The sequence below is a fragment of the Methylobacterium sp. 13MFTsu3.1M2 genome (assembly GCF_900112625.1).
GTDB lineage: Bacteria > Pseudomonadota > Alphaproteobacteria > Rhizobiales > Beijerinckiaceae > Methylobacterium.
Window position 1 is genome coordinate 110,230 of sequence record NZ_FOMM01000019.1, and the last position, 26,567, is coordinate 136,796.

The window sequence follows — 26,567 nt, forward strand, 5'->3', positions numbered from 1 at the left end:
GGCAAGATGGCGGGGCGGGATCCGTCGACAATCAGACGGCGCGGGCTTCCGTCGCCCGGGCCGCGATGACGCCGGCCGGAACCGGCAGCGGATCGACCGCCGGGCCGGCGGGCACCGCGATCGCGTTCGGCTGGACCGGCGCGGCGCGCTTGCGGGGCGGGTCGTTGTAGGGGGTGTTGTAGCCCTTGCGCACGGCGGCCCAGTAGGCCTCGCGCGTCAGGCCCGAACCGGTCAGGGCGGCGTCGATCATCGCCGTGGCGTGCGCCGCGAAATCCGGCACCTCCTCCGTGTTCAGCCAACTCTCGACAGGCATCCTGCGAACTCCGATCCAGACGGCGAAGCTTGTAGCTGAGCGGACTTAGCCAGACGGTGAACGCGCGGGCGGGACGAGGGTTGCAATGCACAATTTCGAACGGTCCTGTGGATGAGCGGGGGCCCGTTCCCCGGTCCGGGGCGACCGGGGGGCCACCCGATGGGCGGAGCGGCGGGCCGCAGGCACCCGGCAGCCCTCACGGGCTAGCGGCGCGAAGCGCCAGCCGGCGCCGGTCACCGTCGGCCGCGGCGGCTCAGCCCAGCCGCTCGATCCAGGCCTGCGCCTGGCGCCGGACGTTGTCGGGCGCGGTGCCGCCGTAGCTGGTGCGGCTCGCCACCGAGTTCTCGACGCCCAGCACCGCGTAGACCGCCTCGGTGATCCGCGGCTCCGCCTCCTGCATCTCGGGCAGCGACAGCGCCTCGAGACCGACGCCCTTGGCGGAGGCCGCGCCGACGAGGCGGCCGGTGACGTGGTGCGCCTGACGGAACGGCAGGCCGAGCTCGCGCACCAGCCAGTCGGCGAGGTCGGTGGCGGTGGCGTAGCCGGAGCCGGCGGCGCGGCTGAGCACTTCGGCGTTGGGCTCCAGGTCCTTCACCATGCCGGTCATGGCGGCGAGGCACAGGGACAGGGCCTGGAGGGCGTCGAACGTGCCCTCCTTGTCCTCCTGCATGTCCTTCGAGTAGGCGAGCGGCAGGCCCTTCATGACGACGAGCAGGCCGGTCAGCGCGCCGATGATCCGGCCGCTCTTGGCCCGCACCAGCTCGGCGGCGTCGGGGTTGCGCTTCTGCGGCATGATCGACGAGCCGGTCGTGAACCCGTCGGACAGCCGCACGAAGTTGAACTGGGCCGAGGTCCAGACCACCAGCTCCTCGGCGAAGCGTGACAGGTGCACGGCGCAGATCGAGGCCGCCGCCAGGGATTCCAGGGCGAAGTCGCGGTCGGCGACCGAGTCGAGGGAGTTGGCGGTCGGCCGGTCGAAGCCGAGGGCCGCCGCGGTGGCGTGCCGGTCGATCGGGAAGGACGTTCCGGCGAGCGCGGCGGCGCCCAGCGGGCACTCGTTGAGCCGCGCCCGGGCGTCGTGGAACCGGCCCCGGTCGCGGGCCAGCATCTCGACGTAGGCGAGGCAGTGGTGGCCGAAGGTCACCGGCTGGGCCGACTGGAGATGGGTGAAGCCCGGCATCACGGTGCCGGCGTGCTTCAGCGCCGCCTGGCTGAGGGCGCGCTGCAGGTCGGCGGCCTGCTGGTCGAGGGAATCGAGGGTGTCGCGCACCCACAGCTTCATGTCGGTGGCGACCTGGTCATTGCGCGAGCGCGCCGTGTGCAGGCGCCCGGCGGCCGGGCCGACGATCTCGGTCAGCCGGCTCTCCACCGACATGTGGATGTCCTCAAGCTCGCGCTTGTACACGAAGCTTCCGCTCTCGATCTCGTCGCGCACGGACTTGAGCCCGGCCTCGATCGCGGCCACATCCTCCGCCGGCAGGATGCCGGCTTGGCCCAGCATCGCCACATGCGCCAGCGAGCCGCGGATATCCTGGGGCGCGAGGCGCTTGTCGAATCCGATGGAGGCGTTGATCTCCTCCATGATCTCCGCCGGGCCGCTCGCGAAGCGGCCGCCCCACATCCGGTTGCTCATGTCGATCCTTCCGCGCCCTGACCGTCCCGAGGCCCGAGCCTGATGCCCGGCCGCACGCCCATCCTGGCCGGCGCGGGCGTCGCCGCGCTCGCCGTCCTCGGCCTCGCCCTATACGGGAGCGGTCTCCTGCCCGGCAACACGGGCGGCGCCCTTCAGCCCTGCGCCGCCGCCAAGCCGGCGCTGGCCCGGGTCGATGCGGCCGCGAAGGGCGAGGTCGCCGCCATGCAGGCCCCGCCGCAGGCCCGGCCCGCGCCGGACATCCGGTTCAAGGGGCCGGACGGCGCCGAGACCGGCCTCGCCGACCTCAGGGGCCGGCTGCTCCTCGTGAATCTCTGGGCGACGTGGTGCGCGCCCTGCAAGGCCGAGATGCCGGCCCTTGACCGGCTCCAGGCGCAGCTCGGCGGCCCCGATTTCCAGGTCGTCGCGATCAACGTCGACACGCGCAACCTCGAGAAGCCGTCGGAATGGCTGAAGCAGGCGGGCATCCACGACCTCGCCTTCTACGCCGATCCCGGCGGCCGCGTGCTGCCGATCCTCCAGCGCGACACGCAGTCGCCCGGCCTGCCGACCACGATGCTGGTCGACGCGCGGGGCTGCACGATCGGGGTGATGAAGGGACCGGCCGCGTGGTCGAGCCCGGACGGGCTTGCGCTGATCCGCGCGGCCCTGGGGCGGACGTCGTAACGGTCGCGGCCGCGCGGTTGCGCGCGTCTCCGATGCGCGGCAAGGCGTGTCGCGATGACCTCGCCCGCCCCTGACCGCGCCCCTCCGAGGCGGAGGCCCCGCCCCCTCTCGATCATCCGCACGCTGCTCGCCGGCGAGGCGGCGGGCGGGCTGATCCTGATGGCGGCGGCGGCCCTGGCGCTGGTCGTCGCCAACGGGCCGCTCGCGGACACCTACGCGCACGCCCTCCACGCCGAACTCGGCCCGATGAGCGTGCAGCACTGGATCAACGACGGCCTGATGGCCGGGTTCTTCCTGCTGGTCGGCCTGGAGATCAAGCGCGAGGCCCTCGACGGGCGGCTGCGGACCTGGCCCGACCGGGTCCTGCCCGGCGTCGCGGCGCTCGGCGGCATGGCGGTCCCGGCCGCATTCTACGCGCTCACCAATCTCGGGGCCGGCACCCTGCGGGGCTGGGCGATCCCGGCGGCCACCGACATCGCCTTCGCGCTGGGCGTCCTGGCGCTCCTCGGGTCGCGGGTGCCGGTCTCCCTCAAGATCTTCCTCAGCGCGGTCGCCATCGTCGACGACCTCGGCGCCGTGGTGGTGATCGCGCTGTTCTACAGCTCCGGCCTCGACCTCACCATGCTGGCGCTCGCCGCCGCGGTGCTGGCCGCCCTCTACGGCCTCAACCGGGCGGGGATCGGGTGGCTCCCGGCCTACGGGCTCCTCGGCCTCGTGCTGTGGGTCCTCGTGCTGCGCTCCGGGATCCACGCGACGATCGCGGGCGTGCTGCTCGCGCTCACGATCCCGATCCGGGTCAGCCCGGGCCGGCCGGAGGACGCGCACTCGCCCCTGCACCGGCTGGAGCACGCCCTCGCCCCCTGGATCACCTACGGGGTGGTCCCGGTCTTCGGCTTCGCCAATGCCGGCGTGGACCTCTCCGGCCTTACCCCCGAGGCCCTGCTCCAGCCGGTGACGCTCGGCATCGCGGCGGGCCTGTTCCTCGGCAAGCAGGCCGGCGTGTTCGCGAGCCTGCGGCTGGCCGTGGCGCTGGGATGGGCCAAGCGCCCGGCCGGGGCCGGCTGGGGGCAGGTCTACGGGGTCGCGGTCCTGTGCGGCATCGGCTTCACCATGAGCCTGTTCATCGGCGGCCTCGCCTTCCCGGACCCGCAGCACGAGACCGCCGTGAAGCTCGGCGTGCTCGCGGGCTCGGCCCTGTCGGGACTCGCCGGCGCGGCGATCCTCCTCGTCGCGAAGCGCCGCGTCGCCCCGCACTAGCGGGCGGCGCGCTTCGTCATTGCGAGCGCAGCGAAGCAACCCAGTGCAGCGGAACATCGGGAAGCGTGGCGCCGTCTAGATTGCTTCGCTCCGCTCGCAATGACGGCGGCGCAAGGACGGCACCTCTTCCACGTGCCGGGCTCCGTCCGGCGCGAAAATGCGCTACCCCCCGTGGGCATGCGCTTCTATCTCGGCCTCGCCACCACCTTCCACGACCCGGCCCTCGCCCTGGTCGGGCCCGACGGCACCCTGCTCTTCGCCGAGGCGGCGGAGCGCGCCCTGCAGTACAAGCGCGCGCCGAACTGCGAGCCGGACGCCCCGTCGCAGATGGCCGCGCTCCTGAAGGCGCACGTCCCGCCGGGCTCGGAACTCGTCGTCGCCTCGACCTGGGGCCCGCAATTCACCGACTTCCTGCGCGGCCAGGCCGGTGCCGGGGCCTTCGACCTGATGGCGCTCGCCGCCCACACCACGGCGCTCAACCGCTCCTTCGTGCCCGAGCAGGCCGAGCGGGTGTTCATCGCCGACCTCCACGGCGCGCAGGAGCGGGCCGGCCACGGCACCCTGCTGGCTCTGAACCAGGAGGCGCGGATCAGCGGCGCGGCGCCCCGGGCGACGATCGCCGGGCAGCGGCGCTACCCGCACCACCTGTGCCACGCCGCCTACGGCCTCTGGGGCAGCCCCTTCGAGACGGCCACCGCCCTGGTGGTCGACGGCATGGGCGAGACCGGTGCGGCGGCGATCTACCGCCTGGAGGGCGGCCGGATCACGGAGCTGCGCCGCCACCGCGGGCGCGGCTCGCTGGGCTTCCTGTACGGGCTGATCACCGACCTCGCCGGCTTCGATCAGGTGAAGGGCGAGGAGTGGAAGATCATGGGGCTCGCCCCCTACGGCCGGCCCGACCCGGACCTCGCCGCCCTGCTCGGCCGGCTCTGCACGGTCGAGGGCCACCGCCTGCGCTACGCCGACGCGGAGACGATCCGGGCGGTCGCCGCGGAGATCCGCGCCCGCCGCCCCGCCGACGCCCTGGAGAACGGCTGGCCCGACCTCGCCCGCTGCGGCCAGGACCTGTTCGCGACGCTGATGGACGCGCTGGTGGCGGAGGCCCACGCGCTGGCGCCGTCCGAGAACCTCGTGATCGCGGGCGGCTGCGGGCTGAACTCCTCCTACAACGGCCGGGTGCTCGGCCGCTCCGGCTTCACCCGGCTGCACGTGCCCTCGGCCCCGGCCGACGACGGCAACGCGGTCGGCGCGGCGTGGCTCGCCTACGCGGAGGACCATCCGGACTGGGCCGGTCCGCCGCCCGCCGCCCGGCCGCTCACGCCCTATCTCGGCTCGCGGGTCTCCACGGCGCCGATGGAGCGGCTCGCCGAGCAGGAGCCCCGGGCCCGGCGCGTCGGCCACGCGGAGGCGACCCGCGCGGCGGCGCGGATCCTGGCCGAGGGCGGCCTCGTCGGCTGGGTGCAGGGCCGGGCGGAGTTCGGGCCCCGGGCGCTCGGCAACCGGTCGATCCTGGCCGATCCGCGGCCGGAGGGCGCCAAGGACGCCCTCAACGCCAAGGTGAAGTACCGGGAGGCGTTCCGGCCGTTCGCGCCGTCGATCCTGGCGGAGGCCGGGCCGGACTGGTTCGAGGATTACGCCGACAGCCCCTACATGGAGCGGACCCTGGTCTGGCGCGAGGCGGTCCGCGCCCGGGTACCAGCGGTGGTGCACGCGGACGGCACCGGCCGGCTCCAGAGCGTCACGGCGGCGCGCAACCCGGCCTACGCGGCCCTGATCGGCGCCTTCGCGGCGATCACCGGCGTGCCGATCCTGCTCAACACGAGCTTCAACGTGATGGGCAAGCCGATCCTCCACGGCGCGGAGGACGCGATCCTGATGTTCTACACCACCGGCCTCGACGCCCTCGTGGTCGAGGACTGGCTGGTCGTGAAATGAGACGCGCCGCGCCCCCTGGGGGACGCGGCGCCGGTCCGATAACCGCGCGTGCGATTTACTCGCAGACCTCGACGCGGCGGTAGGTGAACTCGCCGTCGCCGAGCCACTCCTTGCGGCGCTCGTAGTGGCAGATCGGGCCGCGGCGCTCGCGCACCACGATGGTCTCGGGCTCCTCGACCACGACCCGGCGCGGGCGGTACTCCGGCGGCGGCGGGGGCGGCGGGTTCGCGCCGTTGACGAGGGCGCTGCCGACCATGCCGCCGACGACGCCGGCCGCGAGGCCGCCGACGATGGCGCCGGTCTGGTCGCGGGCGGTGGCCGGGGCGACCGCCCCGAGCACCAGGGTGACCGCGAGGGCTGCGGCCCCAGCGCGGATCGTCGTGAAGGAACCGTTCAAGGACACGCGAAACATCTCCCGTTCGTGTTGAGGATGATCCAACACCGGGAGGATTAAGAATCCGCGAAGTGGGCCAATTGAATTGTGTGCCGGATAAGGCGGCCCGCAGTCGCTCCGGCCCGAGGCGAGGCGCTGCCGTCCTTGCGAGCGCAGCGAAGCAACCCAGGGCAGCGCGCTTTGCCCGGATGTAGCCGTGTCCCTGGATTGCTTCGCTGCGCTCGCAAGGACGGAATGGACACTTCCCGCGCCGGACGCGGCTGCCGCAGATCCCCCTTCAGAGCAGCCCGTCGAGAGATCCCACCACCGTCGTGGGCGCCAGATCCGCGTACTCGTCGGGCAGGCCCCTGCGGTTGACCCAGGCGGTCCGGAACCCGAAGGCCCCCGCCCCCGCCACGTCCCAGCGGTTCGACGAGCAGAACAGCACGTCGCCCTGCCCCACCGCCAGCCGGGTCAGGGCGATCCGGTAGGCGTCGGGATGGGTCTTGAACACCTGCGCGTCGTCCACCGAGAGGACCGCGTCGAGGTGGTCGGCCATCCCCGCGGAGGCGACCGCCCGGTCGACCATGGCGGCGTTGCCGTTGGTGAGGACGGCGGTGCGGATGCCGCGCTTGCGCAGGGCCGCCAGCACGCCCGGGACCTCCGGGTAGGCCTCGAGGTCCCGGTAGGCGTCGAGGAGCCGCTCGCGCAGGCCGGGATCGACGTTCGGGTGGACCGCCAGGGCGTAGTCGAGGGCCCGCACGGTGAGGTCCCAGAAGGCGGCGTACTGGCCCATCAGCGACAGGGTCCAGCTGTACTCGAGCTGCTTGTTGCGCCAGACCTCGGAGAGGTGGGCGGCGTCCGGACCCACCGCCTCGGCGTAGCGCTGGACCGCGGCGTTCACGTCGAACAGCGTGCCGTAGGCGTCGAACACCGCGGCCTTCACGCCCGCGAGGGGATTCGGTGCGTCGGTCATGGCGGTCCTCACTGGGTGCTCTCGCCCGATCTGGGGCCGGACCCGCGCGGCGGCGAGCCCGGCCGGGTCACTCAGGCCCGGCGCAGGCGCAGGCCGAACAGGTGCAGCAGGCCCGCCAGCAGGCCGCCGTAGACCAGGGCCCCGACGAGCCCCAGCACCGCCAGGACGACGAGGTCGCGCCCGTGCGGCAGGGCCGGCACCAGCGCCTGGACGAGCCCCTGGCCGTAGACGGCGACCGCCGCGAGCCCGAGGCAGGCCAGCGCCACCCCCGCGACGGTGAGGCCGAGCGTGCGCCCCGGCGCCGTCCAGTCCCGGCGCTTGGCCAGGACGAGCAGCAGCAGCAGGTTCACCCACTGGGCGACCGCGGTGGCGAGCGCGAGGCCGGTGACGCCGTAGGGGCCGGTGAGCCACAGCTTCAGGGCGACGTTGACGCCGATCGCGGTCAGGGAGGCCCAGAGCGGCGTCCTGGTGTCCTGGCGGGCGTAGAAGCTCGCCACGGCACTGCGCACCAGCACGACGGCCGGCAGGGCGAGGCCGTAGGCCGCCAGCACCGAGGCCGCCCGCGCCGCGTCCTCGGCGCTGAAGGCGCCGCGCTGGAACAGCGCCGCCATGATCAGGCCCGGGATGGTCAGGAACGCCACGGTGAACGGCGCCGATAGGGCCAGGGAGAAGCCCGCGGCCCGGTTCTGGGCCGCGTGGGCGCCGGCGACGTCGCCGGCCGCGATCCGGCGGCTCATCTCGGGCAGCAGCACGGTGCCGGCCGCGATGGCGATGACGCCGAAGGGCAGCTGGTAGAGCCGGTCGGCGTAGTAGAGCGCCGAGACCGCCCCGGTGGGCAGCCAGCTCGCGATGATCGTGTCGGCGAAGGCCGCGATCTGGAAGCCGGCCGAGCCGATCACCGCGGGCCCGAGCACGACGAAGAAGCGCTTGAGCGCGGGATCGAGGCGCGGCACCGCGAGGTCCGGCATCACGCGGACGCGGCGGCAGCCCCACCACAGCAGCCCGAACTGGAGCACGCCCGAGACCGCGACGCCCCAGGCGGCGGCGTAGGCCGCGTTCGGGAACAGGAAGCTCAACCCCAGGGCCGCCAGCATGGCGAGGTTGAGCAGGACCGGGGCGCCCGCCGCCACGGCGAAGTGCCGGTGGGCGTTCAGGATGCCCGACAGCAGCGTCACCAGCGTCATGAACAGCAGGTACGGGAAGGTGATGCGGGTCAGCGCCACGGCGAGCTGGAAGCGCTCGCCGTCCTCCGCGAAGCCCGGCGCCAGGGCGTGGACCACCCAGGGCATGGCCGGCAGGGCGAGATTGAGCAGCACGAGCTGCACGATCAGCATCAGGGTGAAGACGCGGTCGGCGAAGCGGTGCGCCGCCCCGGGCTCGCCGGCCTCCGCGAGCCCGGCATAGGCCGGCACGAAGGCGGTGTTGAACGCGCCCTCGCCGAAGATCGCGCGGAAATGGTTCGGGAGCCGGAAGGCGACCACGAAGGCGTCCGCCAGCGGCCCGGCGCCCATCACGGCGGCCATGACCACGTCGCGGGCGAAGCCGGTGACGCGGGAGACCAGGGTCCAGCCGCCGACCGACAGGATCGAGCGGATCATGGGTTGGGGCGCTCGCCCACCACCTCCCCCCGCAACGGGGGCGGGCGGGAGCACGGTCGAAGCGTCGCGCGTGTCGATCGAGAGGAAATGGCCGGCCCCATCTGCACCGGGTCAGCCGGCGTCGCGCGCATCAAGAGCCGGTTTCGTGCGCCACCTCAAGGGTGCCGCGGACACAGGATCCGCGGCACCGGCGATACGCCTCAGCGGGTCGCCTCGGCGTACATCTTCTCCACGTGCTCCCAGTTCACGAGGTTCTCGATGAACGCCTTCAGGTAGTCGGGACGGCGGTTGCGGTAGTCGATGTAGTAGGAGTGCTCCCACACGTCGACGCCGAGGATCGGCTTGGCGCCGTGGACCAGCGGGTTCTCGCCGTTCGGGGTCTTCATGATCGCGAGCTTGCCGTCCTTGACGGCGAGCCACGCCCAGCCCGAGCCGAACTGGCCGACGCCCGCCTGGATGAAGTCCGCCTTGAACTTCTCGGCGCCGCCGAGATCCTCGTCGATCTTCTTGGCCAGCGCGCCCGGGATCGCGCCGCCACCGTTCGGCTTCATCCACTGCCAGAAGTGGATGTGGTTGTAGTGCTGGCCGGCGTTGTTGAAGAGCGGCTGATTCGTGTTGTAGGCGGCCTTGACGATCTCCTCGACGCTCTTGCCCTGGAGATCCGTGCCCTCAAGCAGCTTGTTGCCCGTGTCGACGTAGGCCTTGTGGTGCTTGTCGTGGTGGAACTCGAGGGTCTCCTTCGACATGTACGGCCCCAGCGCGTCGTAGGCGTAGGGCAGTTCCGGCAGGGTGAAGGTCATCGCGTCTATCTCCGCTAAGCAGGGGGCGGCCTCGTCCCCGGCGGGGGCTCCCGAGTCGAGAGCCCGCTAGGTAAGTCGGTGGCCGCGGGACGGCAACGCCGTTCCGCCACGGCGGCGCGGGAAGTTCCGCAGATCGCCGGCACGCGGCGGCTCGGCCGGCCCGGAGATAGCCGGCGCAGATCCGGACTATTCCGGTTTCCCCCGCATCTCGGTCCCGAGTTTTGCAATATGACGGCTAGGCCTTACTGTGCGGCACGCCTTGAGCGCCGGCCGTCAGCCGGCCCGTGTCAGAGAGTACCATGATCGCTGCGCTGTTCGCGCTCGCCGCCGCCATGATCATCGGGGGCTGCGCCGCCGTGATCCAGGGCTTCCCGTACGTGCGTCTGGAGAGCGGGCTCGCGATGGTGATCGCGGGATCGGTCGCGGCCTCGTCGGGCGCGGTGCTGCTCGGCCTCGGCGTCGTGGCGCTCGGTTTCCGGCGGGTGGAGCGCGCGCTCGGGCGCGTCCCGGCGGCCGGCGCGCGGCCGGCCCCCGCCGCGGCGCCGGCACTGGCATCGGCACCGGCCCCCGTCGACGAGGGCCGGACTCGGCTGCCGCCGGTCCTGCCGGCGGCGCCCGCCTTCATCGTGCCGTCGGTGGTCGAGCCGTCCTTCGATCCCGAGCGGCCCCGGATCGAGCCGAGCCTGGAGCTCCGGGCCGACGAGGCCCGCGCCCCCTTCTCGGAACCCGGCGCGGTCGAAGCGCCGAAGCCGGTTCCGGCCGAGCCGGCGCACGCGGTCCCGCCCGTCCTCGTCCCGGAGGCGGACCGCCGCCCCGAGCCGGACGCGCCGACCGAGCGCGCGATCGCGCCCGAGGACGACCTGTTCGCCGCCCCCGAGCCGCCGCTGCGGGAAGAGCCCGAGAAGGCAGCCGCGGACGAGGCGCCGGCCCTGCGCCCGAGCCTCGACACGCCCCCCGAGCCGGAGCCGGCCCCACCGGCCGCCCCGCGCACCGTGGTGGGGCGCTACGCCTCCGGCGGCAACACCTACGTGATGTTCGAGGACGGCTCGATCGAGGCGGAGACGCCGCAGGGTCGCTTCACCTTCGCGTCCCTCGACGAGCTGAAGGCCTTCGTGGACGGCGGGGGCGAGTCCGGGACCCGCGGCGCGGCCTGAACCCGCCCCGAGGGCGGCAGCGGCGTCACACCAGCGGGTTGAGGCTGTCGTTGCGCGGCGGGATCGGAGCCCGCATGGTCAGGGAGAAGCCCCCGGGGGCGTAGTCGGTGGTCACCTCGGCCTGGACCTGGGTGATCAGGACGCGCTGCAGCAGGCGCGAGCCGAAGCCCTGGCGGCTCGGCGGCGCGACCGGCGGCCCGCCGGTCTCGCGCCACGAGAACCGCAGGATCCCGGCCGGGCCGCCGGGCTCCAGGGACCATTCCACCGCCACCCGGCCGGTGCGGTTCGACAGGGCCCCGTACTTCGCCGCGTTGGTGGTGAGCTCGTGGATCGCCATGCCGATCGGCACCGCGATCTCGGAGGGCAGGTCGATCGCCGGCCCGTCGAGGCTGATGCGCCCCTCGGCGGCGCCGTCCGGGGCCACCTCCGCGTAGGGCTTCAGCTCGTTGCGCAGCAGATTGGCGATCGACGCCGTCTGCCACGTGTCCTCGGTGAGCACCGAGTGCGTGTGCGCCAGGGATTTGATCCGCCCGACGAAGGCCTCGTAGAAGCTCTCGATGCTGGACGCCGTCCGCGCGGTGGAGCCCACGATGGCCTGGACGGTCGCCAGTGTGTTCTTCACCCGGTGGTGCAGCTCGCGGATCAGCAGGCTCTGGCGCTCCTCCGCGACCCGACGGTCGGTCACGTCCGCGACGACGCCGATCAGGCGGCGCGGCAGGCGGCCGGGGGCGTCGCGCTCGAACCGGCCGGCCATGTCGATGGTGCGCCACACGCCGTCGGACTTCCGGCGGATCCGGCCGCTGATGTGCAGGTCCCCGTCCTCCCGCAGCGCCTTGGAGATCGCCCGCCGGACCGCGGGGCGGTCGTCCGGGTGGAGGATGTCGTTGAGAAACTCGGTCTTGCCGATCGTCCCGTCCTCGGGCGCGTGCCCGAAGATCTCGTACATGTGCTCGTTCTCCCAGATCGCCTGGTCCTCGAGCATGTGCCACTCGAAGATGCCGAGCCGGGCGACCGTGGTGGCGACCCGCAGGCGCTGGTCGCGGGACAGGATCTCGTCCCGGGCCTCGACCCGCGTGGTGATGTCCTGGAGGACGCCGACCATGCCGATCGGCGCGCCGTCGGGGCCCGGCACGGCCTGCCCCCGCACCCGCAGGATCACGGTCCGCCCGGCCACCGTCGTGGCCGTGTCGAACTGGTAGGGCTCGTCGGTCCCGTCGGCCTCTGCGATCAGCCCGCTCAGGCGCGCGAGCTCCGTCGGCGACAGGCCGGCCTTCAGCTCCTCCCACGAGACGGAGCGGCCCGGCGGCCGCTCGAGGATGCGGGCGGCGCGGCGCGACAGGGTGAGGAGGCCGGTCGCGCGGTCCCAGCGCCATTCCCCGAGTCCGGCGGCCGCGAGGGCCTCGCGGTTCGCCTCGGAATGGGCCGCCGCGTCCACATCGACCGTCTCGACCGCCAGGGTCCGGCCCGCGCGCCGGACCCGCACGTCGAGGGGCGTGCCGTCCGCCCGGCGCCAGACCTGGAGACCGTCCCGGAGCCCCTCCGGCCCCTCGCCCAGGAGTTCGGCGGCCGCGCGCCCGGGCAGGGTGCCGGGCGGCCAGCCGGCGAGATCGTGCAGGGCCCGGTTGGCGGCGACGATCCCCGCCTCGTCCGCCGACAGCACGGCGAGGCCGATCGCGGCCTCGTCGAAGCCGGCGCGCAACGGGTCCTCCGCCGCCGGGTCCTGACCCACCCTCTCATTCACTCGGAAGAATCCTCGAACGCGCCGTAGCGCGCTCCCGCCGGAGATGAGCCCCCTCCCGCCACGATCCCGGATCGCGGCGGGCCCTGAGGATGGCGCCCGAGCGTGACTGTGGCAAGGCGTTCCGCTCCGCCTGCGGCGACCGGGCACCCGCGCGACCCGACCGCGGGGGCTCTCAGCGGGGGCGGCGGGCGAATTCCAGATAGGTGGGCCGGCGGCCCGCTGCCAGCGCCTTGGCCTCGTAGCGCGTGCCGGGCCAGCCCGGGAACGGCCGCGTCCAGTCCCGCGCGTCGTGCGCCGTCCAGGCGAGGACCGGGCACCGCGCGGCCCGGACGAGCGTCCAGCCGGCATAGTCGTCGATGTCGCTGGCGAAGCGGAACAGGCCGCCGTCCTTCAGGACCCGGCCGATCTCGGCGAGCGACGCGTCGGAGACGAACCGGCGCTTGCGCTGCCGCCGCTTGGGCCAGGGATCGGGATAGAGCAGGTAGACCCGGTCGAGGCAGGCATCCGGCAGGCGCGCCAGCAGGGCGGTCACGTCCTCGTCGCGGATGCGGACGTTGCGCAGCGCCCGGGCCTCGATCGCCGCCAGCAGCTTGACCACGCCGTTGACGAAGGGCTCGGCGCCGATGATGCCGACGGCCGGATGCGCGGCCGCCTGGGCGGCGAGGTGCTCGCCGCCGCCGAAGCCGATCTCCAGCCACAGCGCCTCCGGCGGCGCCGGCATGGCGGGGAACAGCGCGCGCGGATCGAGGATCGCGTCGCCCGGCGGCAGGTCGACCCGCAGGCTCGGCAGCAGCTCGGCGAGCCGGCGCTCCTGCTGCCCGCGCAGGCGCTTGCCCTTGCGGCGCCCGAAGAAGGCGCGCTCCGGCTCCTCGACCGGGTGGTCGGAGCGTCCAGGGGCGTCGGTGTCCACCGGCTCAGTCTACCTCGGAGATGGGACGCGTCCCGGGTCACGACCGGAGACGGGGCGCGTCGGTGGGATGCCGTCCGGGACAGCACGCCCGGCACGCCGCGACGCGGCACGATCGGGTGGCGCGGCACCCGCGCGGTCGCCGCGGCGCCGAACGCACCGCGCCGCCAGCGCCCGATCGGGAACACGGGCAGCGGGACCGCGGAGCGTCCGGGACCGGGCGGCGCTCAAAGCACCGCCCGCACCGCCTTCAGGTCACCCCGGCGCGCCGCCGATCTCCGGCCCGCGCGTCGGCCCGGGGCCGAGCGGCGGCCGCCCTCAGGCCAGCGCCGACTTCAGCTTGCCGGCGAGGTCGGTGCGCTCCCACGAGAAGCCGCCGTCGGCCTCGGGGGCGCGGCCGAAATGGCCGTAGGCCGAGGTGCGCGCGTAGATCGGCTTGTTCAGGCTGAGCGCCGTGCGGATGCCGCGGGGCGACAGGTCCATGGCGTCCATCAGCACGGCCTCGAGCTTGGCCTCGTCGACCGTGCCGGTGCCGTGCAGGTCCACGTAGATCGAGAGCGGCTTCGACACGCCGATCGCGTAGGCGAGCTGGATCGTGGCGCGGCTGGCGAGGCCCGCGGCCACCACGTTCTTGGCGAGGTAGCGCGCCGCGTAGGCCGCCGAGCGGTCGACCTTCGTCGGGTCCTTGCCGGAGAACGCGCCGCCGCCGTGCGGGGCCGCGCCGCCGTAGGTGTCGACGATGATCTTGCGGCCGGTGAGGCCGGCGTCGCCGTCCGGGCCGCCGATCACGAACTTGCCGGTCGGGTTCACGTGCCAGACCGTGCCCTCGTTGACCCAGCCCTGCGGCAGCGCCTTCAGGATGTAGGGCTCGACGATGGCGCGGACGTCCGCGGAATCGAGGGACTCGTCGAGGTGCTGGGTCGACAGCACGATCTGGGTCACCTCGACCGGGCGGCCGTTCTCGTAGCGGACCGTGACCTGGCTCTTGGCGTCGGGGCCGAGCTTGGCGGCGTCGCCCTGCTTCGCCTTGCGGGCGTCGGCGAGGTCCTTGAGGATCTTGTGGGCGTAGAAGATCGGCGCCGGCATCAGCTCGGGCGTCTCGTCGGCGGCGTAGCCGAACATGATGCCCTGGTCGCCCGCGCCCTCGTCCTTGTTGCCGGCCGCGTCCACGCCCTGGGCGATGTCGGCCGACTGGGCGTGCAGGTGGATCGCGACGTCGTTGTTCTTCCAGTGGAAGCCCGACTGCTCGTAGCCGATGTCCTTCACGGCCTCGCGGGTCAGGGCCTCGAGGTCCTTGAAGGTCACCGAATCGGGTCCGCGCACCTCGCCGGCGATGATGATGCGGTTGGTCGTGGCGAGTGTCTCGACGCCGAGCCGCGCCTCCGGCATCGCCGCGAGGTAGGCGTCGACCACGGTGTCCGAGATCCTGTCGCAGACCTTGTCGGGGTGTCCCTCGGACACGGACTCGCTGGTGAACAGGTAGTTGGAACGCGGCATCGGACGGCCTCGGCTGCAGAGGTACGCCGTCGCGATCGCGGCGTTTGACCCTTCATGGGGCCGGGGTTCTCGCACCCGGCCGGGGGCCGGTCAAGATGGAGGAACGAACGGATCCGCTATACCGGACGAAGCGACCGGAAAAACGATCGCGCGACGCCCCGGGCCCTGCCCTCGCCCTCAGCCGCCGAGCTTGCTCTCGAGGGCCCGGATGGCGTCGGCCACGTCGCGGCGCGCCTCCTCGGAGAAGTTCTCGGTGATGTGGCGGCCGACGACTTCCGCCAGCCCCTTCAGCCCGGCTTCCGACAGGGTCGACTGCTCGCGCTCGCTGAAGCCCGGCGCGATGAAGTCATCGTTCCGGGGCATTCCTTTGAAGAAGTAATCCATCGGCACGCCGGTCATGCGCGAGAAGATGTCGAGATGGACGGCGCTGATCCGGTTGGTTCCCTTCTCGTACTTCTGGAGCTGAGCTGCAGACATACCGAAGCTCTGCGCGACGCGGCGCTGTGTGAGCGATGCCTTGCGGCGCTGCTCGGCGATGCGTTGCCCGACATAGACGTCGCGCTGATCGGTCTTCTGGCCCGCCATGAAGTGCTCGTCCACCCCCTGCCATGAATCCTGGCGGCAAAGCTTAGCGCGCCCCTCGGTACTTGTCACCGGCAGGCGTTCGACGTGGTGGACGATTTGCTCACGGCTCTGCGGCCGGGAGATCTGCAAGAATAGACAACTTGGTGTCCCCGGCAGGGCTCGAACCTGCGACCCCAGGTTTCATACCACTTCGGCTTTCGCCGCCGCGCCCCGAAGGTCCGCGTTCGTGGCCTGGACTATCCCTTCACCGTGGGCTGGACTGCATCCAACCGGTAGGTGCCGCCCGTCTAGTCTCTACACCTTCCCACAGAACGCCGGGGCGCCGCGCGGGCTTGGCTCGGGATCGGCAGAGCATCGGACGGCGGCGCGTCGATGCCGGAAGCTTTCCCCGACTTTGAGCGGATCCGTCGCGCGGTTTCCCGGCGCGACGCCCAATTGAACCTTCTAGGAAACCTGTGCTCTGTCCAGCTGAGCTACGGAGACGACCGGCGCTCCATAGCATTCTCGCCGGCCGAGGCCAACCGCGACCGGTGGGGCGGCGCGGTGCCGGAGCCCGCGATCGCGGGGGGAACCGATGCGCGGGGGCGCGGCGGTCATGCGGGGACGCCCGCTGGCGACCTCGATGGCGACCTTGATGGCGGCGGCGCTCGCCGCGGCGGCGCCCTGTCCGGCACGCGCCGCGCCTGGCGCCGGGCCGTCGGCGTGCGCGACCGGGCCGGCGCGCGACGAGGTGGTGGCGGAAATCGGGCCCCGCGGGGAGATCCGTATGGTCTCGGGCCTCCGGGCGGTGCTGGACTCGCTGCGCTGGCCGGACACGCCGGAGGCCGCGTCCGCCGCGCGGGCCTGGCTCGAGGCCCGGCGGGGCGCCCGTGTCACGGTGGTTCCCCGCGGGCAGCCCGACCGGTGGGAGCGCGCGCGGGCCGACCTCCTGGTCGCGGAGGGCGACATCGCGGAGGGCGCGGATCTGGCGGGCGCGGATCTGGCGGGCGCGGATCTGGCGGGCGGCCTCATCGGGGCCGGCCTCGCGTACGCGGACGCGAACGAGGCCGATTCGCTCTGCCGGCCCGGCCTGCGCCTCGTGGAGGCGGCCGCCCGCGCGCGCGGGCTCGGCCTCTGGGGCGCGGCGCGCCCTGCGGCGGGGGACGGCCCGGCGCTCCGGGAGAAGGTCGGACATTTCGTCGTCGCGGAGGGCCGAATCCGCCATGTCGGCGAGCGCGGCGCGCGCACCTATCTCGATTTCGCGGCCCGCGGCACGGACGGCCTCACGGTGACAGTATCGAAACGCACTTGGCGAATGATGCGCGCCCGTGGTTTGAGTGCGGCCTCGCTCGAGGGCCGGCGCGTGCGGGTGCGCGGCCTCCTGGAAGTCCGGCGCGGCCCGACCCTGGAGGTCGCCCTCGACGGGCTCGAGACGCTCGAGGAGACGGACCGGCCGGAGGCCGATCCGGAGGGGGAACGGGGATTGCGGCGCTGATCGCGATGGGCGGGATCACGGGGCACATCAGCGCGGGGCGGACCCGCGCGGCGGGGCGGCGCACCCTCGGCGCGGCGGCGTTGGGCGGCCTCGCCCTGCTGCTCGGCGCCTGCGTGGCCGACCAGACTGAGGCGACCGTGCGGCCGGCCGTGGTGCGGGTGCCCGCGGAGGCGCCGCGCACCACCGGCCGCGAGCGCGCCGCCGATGCCGACCACCTCAAGCTCGTGGCCTCCTTCGGGGGCGAGGCCCGGGCCCCCAACGTCACGCGGATGCTGACGGAGGTGACCGACCGCCTCGTGAAGGCCAGCGACCGGCCCGACCAGGCCTACACGGTGACGCTCCTCGACTCGCCGGTGGTCAACGCCTTCGCGCTGCCGAACGGGCGGCTCTACGTCACCCGCGGCCTCGTCGCCCTGGCGAGCGACACCTCCGAGGTGGCCGCCGTGCTGGCGCACGAGATGGCCCACGTGACCCTCAACCACGCCACGGCCCGCAGCGAGCTCGAGCTGCGCTCGGCGCTCGTCAGCCGCGTCGTGGCCGACGTGCTGAACGACCCCGATACCGGCGCGCAGCTGCAGAGCCAGTCGCGCTTCGCCCTCGCCCGGTTCTCCCGCGAGCAGGAGCTGGAGGCGGACGCCACCGGCGTGCGCACCCTGGCCAAGGCCGGCTACGACCCGTTCGCGGCCGGGCGCTTCCTCGCCGCGCTCAACCGCTCCACAGGGCTGAAGGCCGGCAGCGCCGCCGCGCCCGACATGCTGGCGACCCATCCGGGCACGGCCGAGCGCATCACCCAGGTCACCCGCGCGGCCCGCCGCATCGGCGCGCCGGGCATCGGCACCGACGACCGCGCCGCCTACCTCGCGGCGGTGGACGGGCTCGCCTACGGCGACAACCCGCGCGACGGCGCGGTGCGCGGGCACCGCTTCATCCATCCCGGCCTCGGCATCGCCTTCGAGGTACCGGAGGGCTTCACCCTGGAGAACACCCGCTCGGCGGTGCTCGGGACCACCCCGGACGGCGCCCGGCGCCTGCTGTTCGACCAGATCGAGGCCAAGGACGGCCAGCCCCTCGAGGCGGTGCTCAAGGCGAGCTGGAACGACGCCCTCGACCCGGCCGGCTTCGAGACCCGGGACGTCGCGGGCCACCCCGCGGCCTTCGCGCTGTCGCGGGGGAAGGAGTGGACCTTCCGCCTCGCGGCCATCCGGATCGGCGACTCGACCTACCGGATGATCATGGCCGCCAAGGGCGCCACCGATCCCGACCCGGCCTTCCGCCGCTGGACCGCGACCCTCGTCGCCGTGTCGCCCGACGAGGCGGTCCTGCGCCCCCTGCGGCTGCAGGTGGTCCAGGCGACCTCGACCAGCGCCGAGGACCTCGCCCGCCGCATGGCGGTGCCCGACCGGGCGCTCGACCGGTTCCTCGTCCTCAACGGGCTGGAGCGGGGCGCCGCGCTGGTGCCCGGACGCGGCTACAAGATCGTCGCGGAATAGCCGCCCTGCGCGGCCGCGCCTCGTGCGGGCGCGGGGCCCGGACATCCTGCCCGGGTCGTTCAGGGAGAGCGCCGTGATTCGATTCTTCTACAATCTCAGCCCCAACCCCATGAAGGTCGCCCTCTGCCTCGAGGAGATGGGGCTGACCTACGAGCCGGTGCCGGTCGACACCCGCAGGGGCGAGCAGTTCGATCCGGCCTACACGGCCGTCAATCCGAACGGGAAGGTGCCGGCGATCGTCGACGGCGACGTCACCGTGTTCGATTCGAACGCGATCCTGATGTACCTAGCGGGCAAGACCGGCCGGTTCCTGCCGGAGGGCGAGCCGGTCCGCGGCGAGATGCTGTCCTGGCTGATGTTCGTGGCGACCGGCATCGGGCCGTTCTCCGGCCAGTGCGTGCATTTCCGCCACTTCGCGCAGGACGGGGGCGCCTACGCCACCGAGCGCTACGCCTTCGAGGCGCGCCGGCACTGGGGCATCCTCGACCAGCGCCTCGCCGACCGCACCTACGTGCTGGGCGACACCTACACGATCGTCGACATGGCGGTCTGGGGTTGGGCCCGGATGGTGCCCTTCGTCCTCGGCGAGGGCGCCTTCGGGGACCTGCCCAACGTCAAGCGCCACCTCGACGCGCTCAACGCGCGGCCGGCCGCCCAGGCCGCCGAGGCGCTGAAGGGCCGCCACGCCTTCAAGGCGGAGATGGACGCCGAGGCGCGGGGCTTCATGTTCCGTGCCGTGAAGGGCGCCGCCTGACGCCCCGCCGGACCGGTCCCGCGCCTCAGGGCGCGGGGGCGGTCACCGTGAGCATCGGCAGGGTGACGGAGAGCGTTCCGGCCGGCACGCGCGCGGTGCCGAGCGTGAGGCAGGCGCCGAGTCCGAGACAGAGAGCGAGACCGAGCATCGAGGTCTCGAAGCCGCGATAAACCCATTCCATGACGGTCCCCTTTCGCGAGGCAACCGCAGGATGCGCGCATCGCGTTAAGGGATCGGTGCGCCAGCGCGCACGATCTCACAGTCCGGAGGCGACGAGGGCCGCGCCCGCCGCGATCAGCGCGACGCCGGCCCAGGCGGCGAGGCTGAGGGTCTCGCCGAGCAGGGTGGCGCCGAGGATCGCCACCAGCACGACGCTGAGCTTGTCGATCGGCGCGACCCGGGCAGCGTCGCCCAGCGACAGCGCGCGGAAGTAGCAGAGCCACGACGCCCCGGTGGCGAGCCCCGACAGGACGAGGAAGACGAGGCTCCGACCGGAGATCTGCGCGAGGCCGCCGGCCTGCCCGGAGGCGACCACGATCGCGCCAGCGAAGACCAGGATCACCGCGGTGCGCACGAAGGTCGCGACGTCCGACGGCACGCCCGCGACCCCGACCTTGGCGAGGATCGCGGTCAGCGCCGCGAAGCCGGCGGCGGCGAGCGCCCAGAAGCGCCAGGATTCCAGCAGGGGGCTCACGGAAATTTCCACGCCGTCCCTATTCGCAGGGCTCGGACGCATCCTCGTCCTTGCGAGCGCAGCGAAGCAACCCAGACAGCGCCACGCTCGACGACGTCGCGCCGCCCTGGGTCGCTTCGCTGCGCGCGCGCTGACGGCACGGCCCAGCGTGACCCGCACGACTCCTTGCCGAACCGTCAATGTTTCCCGTGAAACATCCGCTGTTCACAGGAGCTTGTCGACGGTGATCGGCAGGTCGCGCACCCGCCTGCCGGTGGCGTGGAAGACCGCGTTGGCGATCGCGGCCGCGGTGCCGACGATGCCGATCTCGCCGAGCCCCTTCACGCCCAGCGGGTTCGCCTTGTCCTCCTCCTCCACGAAGATCACGTCGATGTCGTAGATGTCGGCGTGGACCGGCACGTGGTACTCGCCGAGATTGTGGTTCATGAACCGGCCGATGCGGTGGTCGAGCATCGACTCCTCCTCGAGGGCCGAGCCGATCCCCATCACGACGCCGCCGAGGATCTGGCTGCGCGCCGTCTTCGGGTTCAGCACCTTGCCGGCCGCGATCGCCGAGACGATGCGGGTGACCCGGACCTGACCCAGCTCCTCGTCGACCTTCACCTCGGCGAAGATCGCCGAGTGGGTGTAGGCCTCGTATTTCTGATTGAAGTCCTTGTCGGGCCCGGCCTCCTCGACGGCCTCGACCTTGTCGACGCCCGCCGCCTGGAGCACCTCGACGAGCGACACGCTGCGGCCCGGATCGCCCGCGACCGCGATGCGGCCGTCCGCGAACACCGCCCGGTCGAAGTCGACGTTGGCCAGCGGCGAGTTCTCCATGGCGCGGGCGAGCTTGAACACCTGCGCGCCGACGTTGCGGCAGGCCTTCATCACGGCGGTGCCCGAGGAGGCGGCCGTCCACGAGCCGCCGGCGACCGGGGCCTCCGGCAGGCGGGTGTCGCCGAGCTTGGTGGTGACCGCGTCCATCGGCAGGCCCAGCGTGTCGGCCGCGATCTGCGTCAGGATCGTGTAGGTGCCGGTGCCGATGTCGCCGGTGGAGTTGCCGACCGTCAGGCGGCCGTCCGGCGTCAGGGTCGCGATGGCGCTCGACTGCATCATCATCGATTCCCAGATGCCGGTGGCCACGCCCCAGCCGACCAGCTCCCGGCCCTCGCGCATGGAGCGGGGCTCAGGGCTGCGCTTCGCCCAGCCGAACCGCTCGGCGCCCTGCCGGAAGCAGCTCTTCAGCTCCTTCGAGCCGAAGGGCTTGCCCTCGGCGGTGGCGTCGGACTCGGCGTAGTTCCTCAGCCGCAGCTCGATCGGGTCGAGCCCGGTCGCGTAGGCGAGCTCGTCCATCGCGGTCTCGATGGCGAAGACGCCGGTCACCGCGCCGGGCGCGCGCATGTCGCCGGGGGTCGGCGTGTCGAGCTTCACCAGCCGGTAGCCGAGGGCGACGTTGTCGCAGCGATAGAGGACGCCCGACCAGTTGACGACGACCTCCTGGTAATCCTCGTACTGCGAGGTGCCCTGGACGGCGTCGTGGCGCAGGGCCGTCAGCCTCCCGTCCGGCTCGGCGCCGAGCGCGATCGTCTGCAGCGCCTCCGACCGGTAGGTGAAGCTCCAAAGCTGGTCGCGGGTCAGGGTCACGCGCACGGAGCGCTTCAGCTCCTGGGCGGCCAGCATCGCCAGGAACAGCTGGTACTGCGGGCGCAGGCCCGAGCCGAAGCCGCCGCCGAGATAGGGGTTGAGCACCCGGACCTGATCGGGCTTCAGGCCGAAGACGTTGGTGAGATACTGGTGGCTGTTCGAGACGCCCTGGATCTTGTCGTAGACCGTGTAGGTGCCGTCCTGCTCGACCACCACCGTGGAGGCGTGCGGCTCCATCGGGTTGTGGTGCTCGTCGGCGAGGCTGTAGGCGCCCTGCACGCGGACCGGCGCGCTGCCGAACGCCTTGTCGGCGTCGCCCCAGGGCTCCGGCGGCGGCTTGATGCCCGTGCGCTTGTAGGGCGGGTCGTAGGCGGTGCCGCGCAGGGCCTCCAGGTCGGTCCCGGGCTCCTCCATCGCGTAGCTCACGCGGACGAGGGACGCGGCGTAGCGCGCGGTCTCGAAATCCTCCGCCACCACCAGGGCGACCGGCTGGCCGCTGAACACGATCAGGTCGTCGTAGAGGGCGCGGAACGGCGAGCCGGGGGGCGCCACCTGGTCCTGGAAGTTCTTGTCCCGCCACGCGGTTCGCGGCCGGTTCTCGTGGGTGAGGACCTTGAGGACGCCCGGTACCGCCTCGGCCTCGGCGGAGTCGATGGCGGTGATCCGGCCCTTGGCGATCGAGCTCGACACGACAACGCCGTAGGCGAGGTCGGGCGCGGCGAACTCGCCCGCGTACTTGGCGAGCCCGGTGACCTTGGCGGGCCCGTCGATGCGGCTGCGCGGGCTGCCGACGAAGGTGTCGCGGCCGGTGGAGCTGAAGGTCTGGGTCATGGCGGGCCCTACTGGATGCGCTTGTCGCTGAGCGACTGGGGCGTGCCGGCGGCGGCCTGCTCGAGGCCGCGCACGATGGCGCGCCGGGCGAGATCGATCTTGAAGCCGTTCTCCGACTGGGGCTTGGCCTCCGCGACGATCAGGTCGGCCGCCGCCTGGAAGCTCTCGCGGGTCGCGGGCCGGCCCTCCAGCAGGGCCTCGGCCGCGCGGTTGCGCCAGGGCTTGTGGGCGACGCCGCCGAGCGCCAGCCGCGCGGTCTTCACACGGTCGCCGTCGAGCTCCAGGGCCGCCGCCACCGAGACCAGCGCGAAGGCGTAGGACAGGCGGTCGCGCAGCTTCAGGTAGGTGTAGTGCTGCGGGAAGCGGCTCTCCGGCAGGTCCACCGACACGATGATCTCGCCGGGGGCGAGGTTCGTGTCCCGCTCGGGCGAATCCCCCGGGAGGCGGTGGAACTCGGAGAACGGGATCGACCGGTCGCCCTGCGGCCCGCTCACCCGCACGGTGGCCTCCAGGGCGGCCAGCGCGATGCACATGTCGGAGGGGTGGGTGGCGATGCAGTGCGCGCTCGTCCCGAAGATCGCGTGGATGCGGTTCATCCCGCCGATCGCCGGGCAACCGGAGCCGGGCGCACGCTTGTTGCAGGGCGTGGCCACGTCGTAGAAATAGTAGCAGCGGGTCCGCTGGAGCAGGTTGCCGCCCGTGGAGGCGGCGTTGCGCAGCTGCGCCGAGGCGCCGGCCAGGATGGCGTTGCGCAGGAGCGGGTACCGGGCCGCGACCCGATCGTCGTAGGCCGCCTTGGCGTTGGTCACGAGCGCCCCGATCCGCAGGCCGTCCCCGCTGTCCTCGATCCGGTCGAGGGGCAGGCGGGTGATGTCGATCAGCCGGCCCGGCTTCTCGACCTCGTACTTCATCAGGTCGATCAGGTTGGTGCCGCCGGCGATGAAGCGGGCCCCGGCCCCGAAGGCCTGCACCGCCTCCGCCACCGTGCCGGCACGGACGTAGTCGAAGCGGTTCATCGGGCGCCTCCCTGCATGACGTCCTCGATGGCGTCGACGATGTTGGTGTAGGCGCCGCAGCGGCAGATATTGCCGCTCATCGCCTCGCGGATCTCGTCGCGCGTCGTCGCGTGACCTTCATTCATCAGGCCGACCGACGAGCAGAGCTGGCCCGGCGTGCAGTAGCCGCACTGGAAGGCGTCGTGCTCGATGAACGCCTCCTGGATCGGGTGGAGGGCGTTGCTGCCCGCCCGGTCGCCGAGGGCGGCCAGCCCCTCGACCGTGGTGATCTCGGCGCCGTCCTTCATCACCGCCAGGGTCAGGCAGGAATTCACCCGGGTGCCGTTCACCAGCACCGTGCAGGCCCCGCACTGGCCGTGGTCGCAGCCCTTCTTGGTGCCGGTGAGGTCGAGCCGCTCGCGCAGGAGGTCGAGGAGCGTGGTCCACGGCGCGACCTGCAGTTCGCGCCGCTGCCCGTTGATCGTCAGCGTGATGCCGATCGGCGTGTCCGCCGACACCGGCGGCTGGGTCTCGAGGCGCATGATGTCGTCCACGGTCTGGGCCGGCCGGGGCCGGGCGGGAGCGGATCGGTCCGGGGCAGCGACCGGCAGCGACGCGCGGGCCGCGGCCTGGGCTTCCGGTCGATAACCATTCCAATCTGCGCCTGTTCCGGAGCGCGCCGTCTCAACCCGTGAGCGAGGGTGGCGCGCCTGCGGCGCGCATATCGGCCGCCGCACCGTCCGACATTGCCGGCCCCACCCCGCCTCGGCTAACCCTCCTTCCCGCAGAGTCCACGCCGCACCCCGGAGCCACCGATGGCCGCGCTCGACGCGATCCTCAACGACATCGACACGGACCTGGAGAACGCCCTGGAGCGGCTGTTCGCCTTCCTGCGGATCCCGTCGATCTCCACCGATCCCGCCTATGCCGGGCATTGCCGCGAGGCCGCCGCCTGGCTCGCCCAGGACCTGACCGCGCTGGGCTTCGAGACCTCGGTGGAGGAGACCTCGCTCCACCCGGTGGTCCTGGCCCACCGGCCGAAGCCGGGCGCGCCGCACGTCCTGTTCTACGGCCATTACGACGTGCAGCCGGTCGATCCCCTCGACCTGTGGAAGACGCCGCCCTTCGAGCCGCACATCGCTGACGACGGCCAGGGCGGCAAGACGATCGTCGGGCGCGGCGCCTCCGACGACAAGGGTCAGGTGATGACCTTCGTGGAGGCATGCCGGGCCTATATCGCCATGCACGGCGAGTTGCCTTGCGGCGTCACGATCCTGATCGAGGGCGCCGAGGAGAGTGGATCACAAGGCCTGCCCGAATGGGTCGCGGCCAATCGCGAGAGACTCGGCTGCGACGTGGTGTTGGTCTGCGACACCGGCATGTGGGACCGGAAGACCCCGGCCATCACGTCGTCGCTGCGCGGGCTCGCCTATTTCGAGGTGAAGGTGACCTGCGCCGACCGCGACCTGCATTCCGGCTTCTTCGGCGGCGCGGCGCGCAACCCGATCCACGTTCTGTCGAAGATCATCGCCGACCTGCACGACGCGGACGGGCGCGTGACGATCCCGGGCTTCTACGAGGGCGTGCACGAGCGCCCGCCGGAGGTGCTGGAGCAGTGGCGCGGCCTCGGCCTGACGCCGGAGACGCTGCTCGGGCCGATCGGCCTCAAGGAGCCCGCGGGCGAGCGCGGGCGGATGCCGATCGAGCTGGTGCAGTCCCGCCCCTCCTGCGACGCCAACGGCATCATCGGCGGCTATACGGGCGAGGGCACCAAGACGGTGATCGCCTCCACCGCCTCCGCCAAGGTCTCGTTCCGCCTCGTGGACGACCAGGACCCGAAGCGGCTCGCCGAGAGCTTCGAGGCCTTCGTGCGCGCGCGGGTGCCGGCCGACTGCCAGGTCGAGGTCATCACCTACAAGGGCTCGCGGGCGATCAGCCTGCCCTTCGACATGCCGCAGCTCGGCGCCGCCAAGGCGGCGCTGCAAGACGAGTGGGGCGTGCCGGCGGTGACCGTGGGCGCGGGCGGCTCGATCCCGATCGTCGGCGACTTCAAGCGGATCCTGGGGCGCGACACCCTGCTGATCGGCTTCGGCCTCGACGACGACCGGATCCACTCGCCGAACGAGAAGTACGACCTGACGAGCTTCCACAAGGGCACGCGCTCCTGGGCGCGGATCCTCGCGGCCCTCGGCCAGGGCTGATCCCGGCGGAAGGCCGATCTCAGCGGGCGGGCGCCGCCCGCATCTTCCCGTCGACCCAGGCCCAGAGCGCCCGGACCTCCTCGGCGGCCTGGCTGCCGGGGGCGAATTCCGTGACGCCGAGCCCGGTCGCCAGGGCGTCCTGGTGGTCGACCCGGTGGATGATGCCGGGCTCGGCCAGGACGCCCAGGGCGCGCAGCTGCGCCGCGTAGGCGCTGGTGCGCGGCGAGGGCGGCGGCGGGCACTGGTTCAGCACCAGGGCCAGCCGCTCCCGAAGGCCGAGTCCGACCAGCGCCTGGAGCGTCGGCCGGGCGGCCACGATGTCGAGCCGGGAGGGGCGGACCGGCATCAGGACGAAATCGGCGTCCTTCAGGGCCGGGGCGAGGCCGGACGCGCTGCCGGCGGTGTCGAGGACGGCGAGGGTCGTGCCCTGCTCGGCGAGGATGCCGAGGATCTCCGAGAGCTGGCCCATCTCCCAGGGCTGGACCCGGTCGACCGCGACGGCGTCGCGCGCGCGGTCGCTCCTGCCGTCGGCCTTGCGCAGGGCCCCCCAGCCGGCCAGCGAGCTCTGCGGGTCGAGATCGAGGGCGGTCACCTGCTCGCCCGCTTCCGCGGCGGCGACCGCCAGGGAGGCCGCCAGGGTGGTCTTGCCCGTCCCGCCCTTCTGCACCGCCAGGGCGAGGACCCGCAGCGGCCCAGCGGCGGGCCGGGGCGCGGTCTCCGGCGCCGGTTCGGATCCTTCGGGATCCATGCGTGTCCCACCTCTCCACATCTGCCAGCCGGGCCGCGGCCCGTGCGGCGCCGAATCGAACGCCCGGCACGACCGTGCTTAGCGTGACGGCGTGGGCCGGAGCCAGCGTCGCGCCCCGGCACCTGTGGACCGCCCCGAGGCGGCTCCCGATCACCGGGACCGCGGACCGGTCCCGGAATTCCGCCGCGAGGCCGCCGCGATACCGCATCGCGGGATCGCGCGCCGGGCCCGCGCGTTGGGCCGGCATCCCCACAGGTTGAGCGGCGCGCCAAGACCCTCGCCCCGACAAGCTCCGCGACAG

The 26,567-nt window shown here is 72.9% G+C and carries 24 protein-coding genes; 8 read left to right on the plus strand and 16 right to left on the minus strand.

What is annotated here, in order from left to right; all coding sequences use genetic code 11:
• Positions 1–31: 31 nt before the first annotated feature.
• Together BM314_RS19595 and argH are read right to left on the minus strand one after the other, a co-directional pair.
• Complete coding sequence (locus tag BM314_RS19595) at positions 32–313, minus strand: hypothetical protein (protein ID WP_091979654.1); 282 nt, start codon at positions 311–313, stop codon at positions 32–34.
• A 253-nt stretch (positions 314–566) separates the two neighbouring features.
• A complete protein-coding gene (argH, locus tag BM314_RS19600) occupies positions 567–1,946 on the minus strand; it encodes an argininosuccinate lyase (RefSeq protein ID WP_091979656.1) in 1,380 nt (459 codons plus the stop codon).
• 42 nt (positions 1,947–1,988) lie between these two features.
• Here argH and BM314_RS19605 point away from each other — a divergent pair, with 42 nt between their 5' ends.
• The 3 genes from BM314_RS19605 (at position 1,989) to BM314_RS19615 (ending at position 5,822) form a co-directional block, all read left to right on the plus strand.
• On the plus strand, positions 1,989–2,630 hold the full coding sequence (locus tag BM314_RS19605; protein WP_091979658.1) for a thiol:disulfide interchange protein TlpA: 642 nt from the start codon (positions 1,989–1,991) through the stop codon (positions 2,628–2,630).
• Between the two features lie 54 nt (positions 2,631–2,684).
• On the plus strand, positions 2,685–3,887 hold the full coding sequence (gene nhaA / locus BM314_RS19610; RefSeq protein ID WP_091675543.1) for a Na+/H+ antiporter NhaA: 1,203 nt from the start codon (positions 2,685–2,687) through the stop codon (positions 3,885–3,887).
• Between the two features lie 177 nt (positions 3,888–4,064).
• Positions 4,065–5,822 (plus strand): carbamoyltransferase family protein, encoded by a 1,758-nt coding sequence (locus BM314_RS19615; protein ID WP_091979660.1) that lies wholly within the window; start codon positions 4,065–4,067, stop codon positions 5,820–5,822.
• Positions 5,823–5,877: 55 nt separating this feature from the next.
• Here BM314_RS19615 and BM314_RS19620 read toward each other — a convergent pair whose 3' ends face one another.
• The 4 genes from BM314_RS19620 to BM314_RS19635 all read right to left on the minus strand — a co-directional run bounded on the left by BM314_RS19620 (position 5,878) and on the right by BM314_RS19635 (position 9,569).
• Positions 5,878–6,225: a hypothetical protein gene (locus BM314_RS19620; RefSeq protein WP_085986790.1), complete on the minus strand. Its 348-nt coding sequence runs from the start codon at positions 6,223–6,225 to the stop codon at positions 5,878–5,880.
• A 268-nt stretch (positions 6,226–6,493) separates the two neighbouring features.
• Positions 6,494–7,171 carry a haloacid dehalogenase type II gene (locus tag BM314_RS19625; RefSeq protein ID WP_091979662.1) on the minus strand — a complete coding sequence of 226 codons (678 nt, stop codon included), beginning with the start codon at positions 7,169–7,171 and terminating at the stop codon, positions 6,494–6,496.
• A gap of 71 nt (positions 7,172–7,242) precedes the next feature.
• Positions 7,243–8,769: a murein biosynthesis integral membrane protein MurJ gene (gene murJ, locus BM314_RS19630; protein WP_020091319.1), complete on the minus strand. Its 1,527-nt coding sequence runs from the start codon at positions 8,767–8,769 to the stop codon at positions 7,243–7,245.
• A 200-nt stretch (positions 8,770–8,969) separates the two neighbouring features.
• Positions 8,970–9,569, minus strand: a complete 600-nt coding sequence (locus tag BM314_RS19635) for a superoxide dismutase (RefSeq protein ID WP_020091320.1) — start codon at positions 9,567–9,569, stop codon at positions 8,970–8,972.
• 299 nt (positions 9,570–9,868) lie between these two features.
• Here BM314_RS19635 and BM314_RS19640 point away from each other — a divergent pair, with 299 nt between their 5' ends.
• Entirely contained in the window at positions 9,869–10,723 is an 855-nt protein-coding gene (locus BM314_RS19640) for a hypothetical protein (RefSeq protein WP_091979664.1), read from the plus strand.
• A gap of 25 nt (positions 10,724–10,748) precedes the next feature.
• Here the strand turns inward: BM314_RS19640 and BM314_RS19645 are convergent, their stop codons facing one another.
• From BM314_RS19645 to BM314_RS19660, 4 genes are all read right to left on the minus strand, one after another.
• On the minus strand, positions 10,749–12,464 hold the full coding sequence (locus BM314_RS19645; protein WP_091979666.1) for a sensor histidine kinase: 1,716 nt from the start codon (positions 12,462–12,464) through the stop codon (positions 10,749–10,751).
• A gap of 172 nt (positions 12,465–12,636) precedes the next feature.
• Positions 12,637–13,374 carry a tRNA (guanine(46)-N(7))-methyltransferase TrmB gene (locus tag BM314_RS19650; protein ID WP_091979668.1) on the minus strand — a complete coding sequence of 246 codons (738 nt, stop codon included), beginning with the start codon at positions 13,372–13,374 and terminating at the stop codon, positions 12,637–12,639.
• A gap of 315 nt (positions 13,375–13,689) precedes the next feature.
• Positions 13,690–14,868 (minus strand): methionine adenosyltransferase, encoded by a 1,179-nt coding sequence (gene metK, locus BM314_RS19655; RefSeq protein ID WP_091979670.1) that lies wholly within the window; start codon positions 14,866–14,868, stop codon positions 13,690–13,692.
• 177 nt (positions 14,869–15,045) lie between these two features.
• Positions 15,046–15,453 (minus strand): helix-turn-helix domain-containing protein, encoded by a 408-nt coding sequence (locus BM314_RS19660; RefSeq protein WP_012321411.1) that lies wholly within the window; start codon positions 15,451–15,453, stop codon positions 15,046–15,048.
• A 766-nt stretch (positions 15,454–16,219) separates the two neighbouring features.
• Here BM314_RS19660 and BM314_RS19665 point away from each other — a divergent pair.
• The 3 genes from BM314_RS19665 (at position 16,220) to BM314_RS19675 (ending at position 19,171) form a co-directional block, all read left to right on the plus strand.
• Entirely contained in the window at positions 16,220–16,927 is a 708-nt protein-coding gene (locus BM314_RS19665) for a thermonuclease family protein (RefSeq protein ID WP_244539985.1), read from the plus strand.
• Between the two features lie 5 nt (positions 16,928–16,932).
• Complete coding sequence (locus BM314_RS19670) at positions 16,933–18,417, plus strand: M48 family metalloprotease (protein WP_091979674.1); 1,485 nt, start codon at positions 16,933–16,935, stop codon at positions 18,415–18,417.
• Positions 18,418–18,490: 73 nt separating this feature from the next.
• Positions 18,491–19,171, plus strand: a complete 681-nt coding sequence (locus BM314_RS19675) for a glutathione S-transferase family protein (RefSeq protein ID WP_091979709.1) — start codon at positions 18,491–18,493, stop codon at positions 19,169–19,171.
• 25 nt (positions 19,172–19,196) lie between these two features.
• Here BM314_RS19675 and BM314_RS30680 read toward each other — a convergent pair whose 3' ends face one another.
• The 5 genes from BM314_RS30680 to BM314_RS19695 all read right to left on the minus strand — a co-directional run bounded on the left by BM314_RS30680 (position 19,197) and on the right by BM314_RS19695 (position 23,859).
• Complete coding sequence (locus BM314_RS30680; protein WP_020091329.1) at positions 19,197–19,352, minus strand: hypothetical protein; 156 nt, start codon at positions 19,350–19,352, stop codon at positions 19,197–19,199.
• 75 nt (positions 19,353–19,427) lie between these two features.
• The gene (locus tag BM314_RS19680) at positions 19,428–19,865 is read right to left on the minus strand and encodes an EamA family transporter (RefSeq protein ID WP_091675525.1); all 438 of its coding nucleotides are present in this window, start codon (positions 19,863–19,865) and stop codon (positions 19,428–19,430) included.
• A 204-nt stretch (positions 19,866–20,069) separates the two neighbouring features.
• On the minus strand, positions 20,070–22,322 hold the full coding sequence (locus tag BM314_RS19685; RefSeq protein WP_091979676.1) for a xanthine dehydrogenase family protein molybdopterin-binding subunit: 2,253 nt from the start codon (positions 22,320–22,322) through the stop codon (positions 20,070–20,072).
• An 8-nt stretch (positions 22,323–22,330) separates the two neighbouring features.
• On the minus strand, positions 22,331–23,338 hold the full coding sequence (locus BM314_RS19690; RefSeq protein ID WP_091979679.1) for an FAD binding domain-containing protein: 1,008 nt from the start codon (positions 23,336–23,338) through the stop codon (positions 22,331–22,333).
• Positions 23,335–23,859: a (2Fe-2S)-binding protein gene (locus BM314_RS19695; protein WP_091979711.1), complete on the minus strand. Its 525-nt coding sequence runs from the start codon at positions 23,857–23,859 to the stop codon at positions 23,335–23,337. Before BM314_RS19695 ends, BM314_RS19690 begins: the two co-directional genes overlap by 4 nt.
• A gap of 273 nt (positions 23,860–24,132) precedes the next feature.
• On the opposite strand from BM314_RS19695, the gene BM314_RS19700 reads away from it, so the two are divergent.
• On the plus strand, positions 24,133–25,518 hold the full coding sequence (locus tag BM314_RS19700; RefSeq protein ID WP_042672005.1) for a M20/M25/M40 family metallo-hydrolase: 1,386 nt from the start codon (positions 24,133–24,135) through the stop codon (positions 25,516–25,518).
• Between the two features lie 19 nt (positions 25,519–25,537).
• Here BM314_RS19700 and BM314_RS19705 read toward each other — a convergent pair whose 3' ends face one another.
• Positions 25,538–26,266, minus strand: coding sequence for a ParA family protein (locus BM314_RS19705; protein WP_056524449.1), 729 nt, complete (start codon positions 26,264–26,266; stop codon positions 25,538–25,540).
• Between the last annotated feature and the right edge of the window lie 301 nt (positions 26,267–26,567).

Coding starts and splice junctions, on each gene's coding strand:
- BM314_RS19595 (WP_091979654.1), bottom strand. CDS start 313: ATGCCTGTCGAGAGTTGGCTGAACACGGAGGAGGTGCCGGATTTCGCG.
- argH (WP_091979656.1), bottom strand. CDS start 1,946: ATGAGCAACCGGATGTGGGGCGGCCGCTTCGCGAGCGGCCCGGCGGAG.
- BM314_RS19605 (WP_091979658.1), top strand. CDS start 1,989: ATGCCCGGCCGCACGCCCATCCTGGCCGGCGCGGGCGTCGCCGCGCTC.
- nhaA (WP_091675543.1), top strand. CDS start 2,685: ATGACCTCGCCCGCCCCTGACCGCGCCCCTCCGAGGCGGAGGCCCCGC.
- BM314_RS19615 (WP_091979660.1), top strand. CDS start 4,065: ATGCGCTTCTATCTCGGCCTCGCCACCACCTTCCACGACCCGGCCCTC.
- BM314_RS19625 (WP_091979662.1), bottom strand. CDS start 7,171: ATGACCGACGCACCGAATCCCCTCGCGGGCGTGAAGGCCGCGGTGTTC.
- murJ (WP_020091319.1), bottom strand. CDS start 8,769: ATGATCCGCTCGATCCTGTCGGTCGGCGGCTGGACCCTGGTCTCCCGC.
- BM314_RS19635 (WP_020091320.1), bottom strand. CDS start 9,569: ATGACCTTCACCCTGCCGGAACTGCCCTACGCCTACGACGCGCTGGGG.
- BM314_RS19640 (WP_091979664.1), top strand. CDS start 9,869: ATGATCGCTGCGCTGTTCGCGCTCGCCGCCGCCATGATCATCGGGGGC.
- metK (WP_091979670.1), bottom strand. CDS start 14,868: ATGCCGCGTTCCAACTACCTGTTCACCAGCGAGTCCGTGTCCGAGGGA.
- BM314_RS19660 (WP_012321411.1), bottom strand. CDS start 15,453: ATGGCGGGCCAGAAGACCGATCAGCGCGACGTCTATGTCGGGCAACGC.
- BM314_RS19665 (WP_244539985.1), top strand. CDS start 16,220: ATGGTCTCGGGCCTCCGGGCGGTGCTGGACTCGCTGCGCTGGCCGGAC.
- BM314_RS19670 (WP_091979674.1), top strand. CDS start 16,933: ATGGGCGGGATCACGGGGCACATCAGCGCGGGGCGGACCCGCGCGGCG.
- BM314_RS30680 (WP_020091329.1), bottom strand. CDS start 19,352: ATGGAATGGGTTTATCGCGGCTTCGAGACCTCGATGCTCGGTCTCGCT.
- BM314_RS19685 (WP_091979676.1), bottom strand. CDS start 22,322: ATGACCCAGACCTTCAGCTCCACCGGCCGCGACACCTTCGTCGGCAGC.
- BM314_RS19690 (WP_091979679.1), bottom strand. CDS start 23,338: ATGAACCGCTTCGACTACGTCCGTGCCGGCACGGTGGCGGAGGCGGTG.
- BM314_RS19695 (WP_091979711.1), bottom strand. CDS start 23,859: ATGCGCCTCGAGACCCAGCCGCCGGTGTCGGCGGACACGCCGATCGGC.
- BM314_RS19700 (WP_042672005.1), top strand. CDS start 24,133: ATGGCCGCGCTCGACGCGATCCTCAACGACATCGACACGGACCTGGAG.
- BM314_RS19705 (WP_056524449.1), bottom strand. CDS start 26,266: ATGGATCCCGAAGGATCCGAACCGGCGCCGGAGACCGCGCCCCGGCCC.